This window comes from Cellulomonas sp. P4_H4 (assembly GCF_056400865.1).
On the sequence record NZ_JBFUKL010000006.1, the window covers coordinates 220,612 to 228,833 of the forward strand.

Annotated in this window: 5 protein-coding genes and 1 rRNA gene; 5 read left to right on the forward strand and 1 reads right to left on the reverse strand. The window is 69.4% G+C overall.

All coding sequences use genetic code 11. The features are described 5' to 3' along the window. Positions 1-73: 73 nt before the first annotated feature. The 5 genes from AC1DPN_RS17230 to AC1DPN_RS17250 all read left to right on the forward strand — a co-directional run bounded on the left by AC1DPN_RS17230 (position 74) and on the right by AC1DPN_RS17250 (position 7,829). Complete coding sequence (locus AC1DPN_RS17230; protein WP_477085997.1) at positions 74-2,101, forward strand: alpha-1,4-glucan--maltose-1-phosphate maltosyltransferase; 2,028 nt, start codon at positions 74-76, stop codon at positions 2,099-2,101. Further along, positions 2,098-3,849 (forward strand): maltose alpha-D-glucosyltransferase, encoded by a 1,752-nt coding sequence (gene treS, locus AC1DPN_RS17235; protein ID WP_477085998.1) that lies wholly within the window; start codon positions 2,098-2,100, stop codon positions 3,847-3,849. Before AC1DPN_RS17230 ends, treS begins: the two co-directional genes overlap by 4 nt. Next, on the forward strand, positions 3,846-5,102 hold the full coding sequence (locus tag AC1DPN_RS17240; RefSeq protein WP_477085999.1) for a maltokinase N-terminal cap-like domain-containing protein: 1,257 nt from the start codon (positions 3,846-3,848) through the stop codon (positions 5,100-5,102). The genes treS and AC1DPN_RS17240 overlap by 4 nt, the downstream gene beginning before the upstream one ends. Positions 5,103-5,189: 87 nt before the next feature. After that, a complete protein-coding gene (glgB, locus tag AC1DPN_RS17245) occupies positions 5,190-7,373 on the forward strand; it encodes a 1,4-alpha-glucan branching protein GlgB (RefSeq protein ID WP_477086000.1) in 2,184 nt (727 codons plus the stop codon). Between the two features lie 9 nt (positions 7,374-7,382). Next, on the forward strand, positions 7,383-7,829 hold the full coding sequence (locus tag AC1DPN_RS17250) for an AAA family ATPase (protein ID WP_477086001.1): 447 nt from the start codon (positions 7,383-7,385) through the stop codon (positions 7,827-7,829). Positions 7,830-7,980: 151 nt separating this feature from the next. Here the strand turns inward: AC1DPN_RS17250 and rrf are convergent. Beyond that, a 5S ribosomal RNA gene (rrf, locus tag AC1DPN_RS17255) occupies positions 7,981-8,097 on the reverse strand. Positions 8,098-8,222 lie beyond the last annotated feature (125 nt).

Below are 8,222 nucleotides of genomic sequence, written 5' to 3' on the forward strand. Positions count from 1 at the left end.
CGTGGCACGGCACGCATCCCAAAGTCGCGCCTCCAGATGCCCGCCACCTGGACCTGCGGCTAGGTTCGGGACTGTGACGACTTCCTCCGGACCCGTCGGCAAGAACCCCCCGACGGTCTCCAACATCGGCCGCATCCCTGTCGTGGACGTATCGCCCGTCGCCGAAGCCGGGCGGTTCCCCGCGAAGGCCGTCGTCGGCGAGGCGGTCCCCATTCGCGCGACGGTGTTCCGCGAGGGGCACGACGCCGTCGGCGCGACGGTCGTGCTCACCGACCCGACCGGCGTCGACCGCGCGAGCGCCCGGATGGTGGACATCGCGCCCGGGCTCGACCGGTTCGAGGCACGCGTCGTCCCGACGAGCACGGGCACCTGGACGTTCCGCGTCGAGGGATGGTCCGACCCGTACGGCACGTGGGCGCACGACGCGTCGATCAAGGTCGAGGCGGGCGTCGACGTCGAGCTCATGCTCGCGGAGGGTGCGCTGCTGCTCGAGAAGGCCAGCCGCCGCAAGGGCGCGAAGGGCATCGCGTCGGTGCTGCTCGACGCGGTCGCCGGACTGCGGGACCTCACCAGGCCGCCGGGCGACCGCCTCGCCGCGGGACTGACGTCGGACGTGCGGTCGGCGCTCGACGCGCATCCGATCCGGGAGGCCTTGTCGGCGTCACCGTCGTACCCGCTCGTCGTGGACCGGCCCCTGGCTCTTGCCGGCGCGTGGTACGAGTTCTTCCCGCGCTCGGCGGGTGCGACCTACGACTACTACACGAACAGCTGGACGACCGGCACGCTGCGCACGGCCGCGCTCGACCTGCCCCGGATCGCGGGGATGGGCTTCGACGTGGTCTACCTGACACCCGTGCACCCCATCGGCACCACGCACCGCAAGGGCCGCAACAACGCGCTCGACGCCGAGCCGGGCGACCCAGGATCGCCGTACGCCATCGGTTCGAAGGACGGTGGGCACGACGCGATCGAGCCCTCGCTGGGCACGTTCGAGGACTTCGACTTCTTCGTAGCTCAGAGCCGTGCGCTCGGCATGGAGGTCGCGCTCGACGTCGCGCTGCAGTGCTCGCCTGACCACCCCTGGGTCACCTCGCACCCCGAGTGGTTCACCACGCGCGCGGACGGCACGATCGCGTACGCCGAGAACCCGCCGAAGAAGTACCAGGACATCTACCCGCTGAACTTCGACAACGACCCCGAGGGCATCTACCACGAGATCCGCCGGGTGCTGCAGGTCTGGATCGACCACGGCGTGACGCTCTTCCGCGTGGACAACCCGCACACCAAGCCGCTCGACTTCTGGGAGCGGATCCTGGCCTCCGTGAAGGCGGACCACCCCGACGTCATCTTCCTGTCCGAGGCGTTCACGCGGCCGGCGATGATGCAGACGCTGGCCAAGATCGGCTTCCACCAGTCGTACACGTACTTCACCTGGCGCAACACCAAGACCGAGATCGTCGAGTACCTGGCCGAGGTGTCGGGCGAGCAGGGGAGCTGGATGCGGCCGAGCTTCTGGCCGACGACGCACGACATCCTGCCGCCGTACCTGCAGGCCACGGGCGTGCGGGGCTTCGCGGTGCGGGCGATCCTGGCCGCCCTCGGTGCGCCGACGTGGGGCATCTACTCGGGCTACGAGCTGGTCGAGAACGTCCCGCGACCGGGCGTCGACGAGCAGATCGACAACGAGAAGTACGAGTTCAAGCCCCGCATGTGGGCTGTCGCCGACCCCATCGGTATCAACCTGCTGCTGGGCAGGCTCAACGAGATCCGCGGCAACCACCCCGCGCTGCAGCAGCTGCGCAACCTGCGCATCCACTCGACGTCCGACGACGCGATCGTGGCGTTCTCACGACACCTGTCGGCCGACCACTCGCCCACCGGTCGCGACGACACCATCCTCGTCATCGTCAACCTGGACACGTCCGCGCCCCGAGAGGCATGGGTCGAGCTGGACCTCGCCGCGCTCGGCATCGCGCCGGGACGCACGGTCGTCGCGCACGACGTGCTGTCCGACGAGGCCTACGAGTGGTCGTCCCCCGCCTTCGTGCGGCTTGACCCTGCCGTCCGTGCGGCGCACGTCATCCGTCTGGTGACGCCATGACGGACTCGGTCCGGAGGGTTCGCGAGCCGCCGCCCATCACGTCGCAGCTCTCGCTGCCGAGCCGGCACCTCCCCCTGCCCACCACGACCGAGCAGTCGGGCCTCGTGCAGGATCCGGAGTGGTACCGCACCGCGGTGTTCTACGAGGTCATGCTCCGCACGTTCGCCGACTCCTCAGGTGCCGGCAGCGGCGACCTCCGCGGTCTGATCGACCGGCTGGACTACCTGCAGTGGCTCGGCATCGACTGCCTGTGGCTCCCGCCGTTCTACCCCAGCCCGCTGCGCGACGGCGGCTACGACGTGGCCGACTACACCGCGGTCGCCGCCCAGTACGGCACGATGGCCGACTTCACGGAGCTCATCGAGCAGGTGCACGCCCGCGGCATGAGGATCGTCGTGGACCTCGTGATGAACCACACGAGCGACCAGCACCCGTGGTTCCAGGCGTCACGCTCCGACCCCGAGGGTCCTTACGGCGACTTCTACGTGTGGTCCGACGACAACACGCGCTACCAGGACGCGCGCATCATCTTCGTCGACACCGAGACGTCCAACTGGACCTTCGACCCGGTCCGTCGCCAGTACTTCTGGCACCGGTTCTTCAGCCACCAGCCCGACCTGAACTTCGAGAACCCCCGGGTCGTCGAGGCGATGCTCGACGTCGGCCGGTTCTGGCTGGGCCTCGGGGTCGACGGCTTCCGGCTCGACGCGGTGCCGTACCTGTTCGAGGCCGAGGGCACCAACTGCGAGAACCTCCCCGAGACGCACGCGTTCCTGCGGACGGTCCGGCGGATGCTCGACGAGGAGTTCCCCGGCCGGATCATGCTGGCCGAGGCCAACCAGTGGCCCGAGGACGTCGTGCACTACTTCGGCACCGACGACGAGCCCGAGTGCCACATGTGCTTCCACTTCCCGGTGATGCCGCGCATCTACTACGGCATCCGCGACCAGCGGGCCACGCAGATCACCGAGATCCTGGCCGACACCCCGCCGATCCCGAAGAACGGTGCGCAGTGGAGCACGTTCCTGCGCAACCACGACGAGCTGACCCTCGAGATGGTGTCCACCGAAGAACGCGCGTCGATGTACGGCTGGTACGCGCCCGACTCCCGGATGCGCGCCAACGTGGGGATCCGACGACGCCTCGCCCCGCTGCTCGACAACTCCCGCAAGGAGATCGAGCTCGCGCACGCTCTGCTGCTGTCCCTGCCCGGCAGCCCGTGCCTGTACTACGGCGACGAGATCGGGATGGGCGACAACATCTGGCTGCCGGACCGCGACTCGGTCCGTACACCGATGCAGTGGACCCCGGACCGCAACGCGGGCTTCTCGACCGCCGACCCCGGCAAGCTCTATCTCCCGCTGGTCCAGTCGCTCGTGCACCACTACAGCCACACCAACGTCGAGGCGCAGCTGGCCCAGCCCACCTCGCTGCTGCACTGGGTGCGCGGCATGCTCACGGTCCGCCGCCAGCACCCCGCCCTGGGAGCCGGCGAGTTCGAGGTCCTGGCCAGCGACAACGACTCGGTCCTGGCCTTCTGTCGGCACACCCCCGGCGAGACGCTGCTGGTCGTCGCGAACATGGCCGCGACCGCGCGCGCCGCGACGATCACCCTGTCCAGCCGCGTCGGCTGGGCCATGCACGACGTGTTCGGCGGGGCTGACTTCCCGGCCGTCGGACCCGACGGGACCTGCTCGTTCACCTTGGGATCGCGCGACTTCTACTGGTTGGAACTGACGTCACCATGACACTCACCGCCCGGATCACGCCCGACGACGACCGACTCCTGGAGGCGGTCCGGGAGTGGTTGCCGAAGCGGCGGTGGTACCCGGCGAAGAACGTCCCGGCGGACCTGTCGGTCGTGGGGGGCATCGACCTTGCCGACGACGTGCGCATCCTGCTGGTCCGCGTGCGCGCGGGTTCGATCGACGTGGTGCTGCAGGTCCCGCTGGTCCGCGGGTCGGCGGACGAGACCGACGACTCCGGTGCCGACGTCGTCGGATTGCTGGACGGTCTCCCCCTGTTCGACGGCGCAGCGCACCCGTCGTTCCTGCGGGCCTGGCTCGCAGCGGCCGACGGGCCAGGAATCGATGCCGACCCGTCGACGGCCCGCATGATCAGCGGCGAGCAGTCGAACACCTCGGTGGTCGTCGGCGACGGCATCCTCAAGGTCCTGCGGGCGATCGCGCCCGGGGAGAACCCCGACGTCGACGTCCCGCGACGGCTCGTCGCCACGGGGTGGCCGAACGTCCCTGCGCCGCTCGCGTGGCTGCAGGCGACCTGGCCGGGTGCCGACGAGCCGGGCTACCTGGGCGTGCTCGCCTCGTTCGTGGACGCTGCGGAGGACGGCTTCGAGCTGGCCTGTGAGGTCGCGCGCCGCGGCGAGTCCTTCGTCGGCCCCGCCACTGCCCTCGGCTCGGTGACGCGCGGGATGCACGAGGCGCTCGTCGAGGCGTACGGCGACTCACCGTCCTCGACGGAAGAGGTCGCACGGGCCCTGGAGAACCGTTTCGCCTGGGCGCTCTCGGCAGTGCCCTCCCTGGCCCGGTTCGCCGACGGGGTCGCGAGCACCGTGGCCGAGGTCCGCAGCCTGCCCACCGCTCCCCCACGGCAGCGCGTGCACGGCGACCTCCACCTGGGCCAGGTGCTCCGCTCGCACGGGACGTGGTTCATCACCGACTTCGAGGGCGAGCCGCTCGCGCCCCTGGCACAGCGCACGAGGCCGGACCTCGCGGTGCGGGACGTGGCCGGCCTGCTCCGGTCCATCGACTATGCGGCCGCGGTCGGTGGGCTGACCGGGGACGCCGCCGCGCAGTGGACCTCGGAAGCGCGCGAAGGGCTGCTGGCCGGGTACGGCCCCGGCGACCAGACGACCTTCCTGCGGGCGCTCGAGCTCGACAAGACCCTGTACGAGGTCGTGTACGAGTCTCGCAACCGTCCTGCCTGGATACCCATCCCGATCGCGGGCCTGGAGCGCCTCACGGGCACGCTGCCCAGGTGACCGCTGAACCCGGGTCTCCGACCAGGTGTCGCAGGTCACTCAGGCTACGGACCTGCGCAAACGCCTCGCGGGTGGTTGGGTAGGGGGATGAGCCCGGCCGCACCGTCCCCGGTCCCTGTCGACACAGACGTGCTGCGCACCGTCGCGTTCGGCGCGTCGTACGCGCCACATGACGTGCTTGGTCCACACGCCGGCGGCAGTGGCATCACGATCCGCACGCTTCGGCCGCTCGCCGACGCGGTCGTCGTGGTGACCGCGTCCGGACGGATCCCGGCTCGTCACGAGCAGGACGGCATCTGGGTGGCGGTGCTGCCGGTCGCCGAGGTGCCCGACTACCGGCTCGAGGTCACGTACGACGCACTGACCACGGTCGCCGACGACCCGTACCGGTTCCTGCCCACGGTGCAGGAGCTCGACCGCCACCTCGTCCGCGAAGGCCGCCACGAGACCCTGTGGACCGTCCTCGGCGCCAACGTGCGCACCTACCCGGGCGAGCTCGGTGAGGTCAGCGGCACGTCCTTCGCCGTCTGGGCTCCCAATGCCCGAGCCGTCCGCGTGGTCGGCGACTTCAACTACTGGCAGGGCGCGTCGCACGCCATGCGATCGCTCGGCGACAGCGGCATCTGGGAGATCTTCGCTCCCGGTGTTCGCGCAGGCGCGCGGTACAAGTTCGAGATCCTCGGCCAGGACGGCTCGTGGCGGCAGAAGGCCGACCCGCTGGCTCGTGGCACCGAGATCCCTCCCGCGACAGCCTCCGTCGTCATCGAGGAGGGATTCGTCTGGAACGACCAGGACTGGATCACCTCCCGGACCTCGCGCGACCCGCACACGGCCCCGATCAGCGTCTACGAGGTGCACCTCGGCTCGTGGCGCGTCGGGCTGTCGTACCGCGACCTCGCGCACCAGCTCACCGAGCACGTGCTGTCGCTGGGCTTCACGCACATCGAGCTGCTCCCCGTGGCCGAGCACCCGTTCGGAGGCTCGTGGGGCTACCAGGTGTCGTCGTACTACGCGCCCACCTCCAGGTTCGGCCACCCCGACGACTTCCGGTACCTCGTCGACACCCTGCACCGCGCGGGGATCGGCGTCATCGTCGACTGGGTGCCCGCCCACTTCCCCAAGGACGAGTGGTCCCTGGCCCATTTCGACGGCACCTCCCTGTACGAGCACCCGGACCCGCTGCTCGGCGAGCACCCGGACTGGGGTACCTACGTCTTCAACTTCGGCCGCGCCGAGGTCCGCAACTTCCTCGTAGCCAACGCGACGTACTGGCTCGAGGAGTTCCACGTCGACGGCCTGCGCGTCGATGCCGTCGCGTCGATGCTCTACCTCGACTACTCCCGCAAGGCCGGCCAGTGGCGGCCCAACCAGTACGGCGGCCGCGAGAACCTGGACGCCATCTCGTTCCTCCAGGAAGCCAATGCCACGGCCTACCGCCGCACGCCCGGGATCATGATGATCGCCGAGGAGTCCACCGCCTGGCCCGGCGTCACCGCCCCGACCGACGGCAACGGCCTCGGGTTCGGGTTGAAGTGGAACATGGGCTGGATGAACGACACCCTCCGCTACATGGCCGAGGAGCCCGTGCACCGGCGCTACCACCACAACGAGGTCACGTTCTCGATGGTGTACGCGTACTCCGAGCGGTTCGTGCTGCCCATCAGCCACGACGAGGTCGTGCACGGCAAGGGCTCCCTCTACGAGCGGATGCCCGGCGACCACTGGCAGAAGCTGGCAGGGGTCCGACTGCTGCTCGGCTACCAGTGGACGCACCCCGGCAAGCAGCTGCTCTTCATGGGCAGCGAGTTCGCCCAGCAGACCGAGTGGGCCGAGTCGCGCTCGCTCGACTGGCACGCCCTGAACGACCCCGCCCACCAGGGCGTCCTGCGGTCCGTCGCAGACCTGAACCGCGTCTACCGCGAGACCCCTGCGCTCTGGCAGCTCGACCACAGCCCCGAGGGCTTCGAGTGGATCGACTCCGACGACGCCTTCCGCAACACGCTCGCCTACCTCCGCAAGGGCCTCGGCGTGCCACCGGTGGCGGTCGTCGTCAACTTCGCCGGCATCCCGCACGAGCAGTACCGACTGGCCCTGCCGCAGGGTGGGACGTGGCGCGAGATCTACAACTCCGACTCCGAGGCCTACGGAGGCTCCGGGGTGGGCAACCTCGGCGAGATCCAGGCCGAGGACGTCGCGCACTACGGTCGACCCGCCTCGGCCTCGATCCGCGTCCCCCCGCTCGGAGTCGTGGTCTTCGAAGCCAGCAGCTGACCGCATCACATGCCGCGGATCCTGCTCACCGGCATGTCCGGTGCCGGAAAGACGACGCTTCTCGACGAGCTACGCCGGCGTGGCCACGAGTGCATCGAGACCGACGAGGGCAGCTGGATCTCGCCCGACGGCACCTGGGACGAACCGCGGATCGCGCACCTGCTCGACACCCACCCAGACATCGTCGTCGGGGGAACGGTGGAGAACCAGGGCCGCTTCTACGACCGGTTCGAGCACGTCGTCCTGCTGAGCGCTCCCCTCGAGGTGCTCCTGCAGCGCGTGGCCGACCGGACCAACAACCCGTACGGAAAGTCGTCACAGGAACGCGCAGACATCGCCCGCTACGTCACGACGGTCGAACCGCTCCTCCGCGTGGGCGCTGACATGGAGCTCGACGGCCGCCACCCGGTCGCAGAGCTCGCCGACGCGGTCGAACAGCTTCTCGCGACGCACTGACCAGAGCCACCCGGATCGCGCGCACCATGACGGCTCTCAGCCGACCGAACAATGGCCGCGACAACGGCACATCCAATCCGCCGGCCACCGGTCGACGACCTGCAGAAACAGGAAAAGCCCACCCCCGAAGGGGTGGGCTTTCCCGAATGATGTCCGGCGGCGTCCTACTCTCCCACACCCTGGCGAGTGCAGTACCATCGGCGCTGAAGGGCTTAGCTTCCGGGTTCGGAATGGGACCGGGCGTTTCCCCTTCGCTATGACCGCCGTAACGTTGTCGAGTTGTCAAACGGGTTCCCGTTCGTCTCTCGGGAACCGCACAGTGGACGCGTAGCACATTGACTTGAATGAATGTGATGAAGTTGTCGGCTTATTAGTACCGGTCAGCTGCGAGGG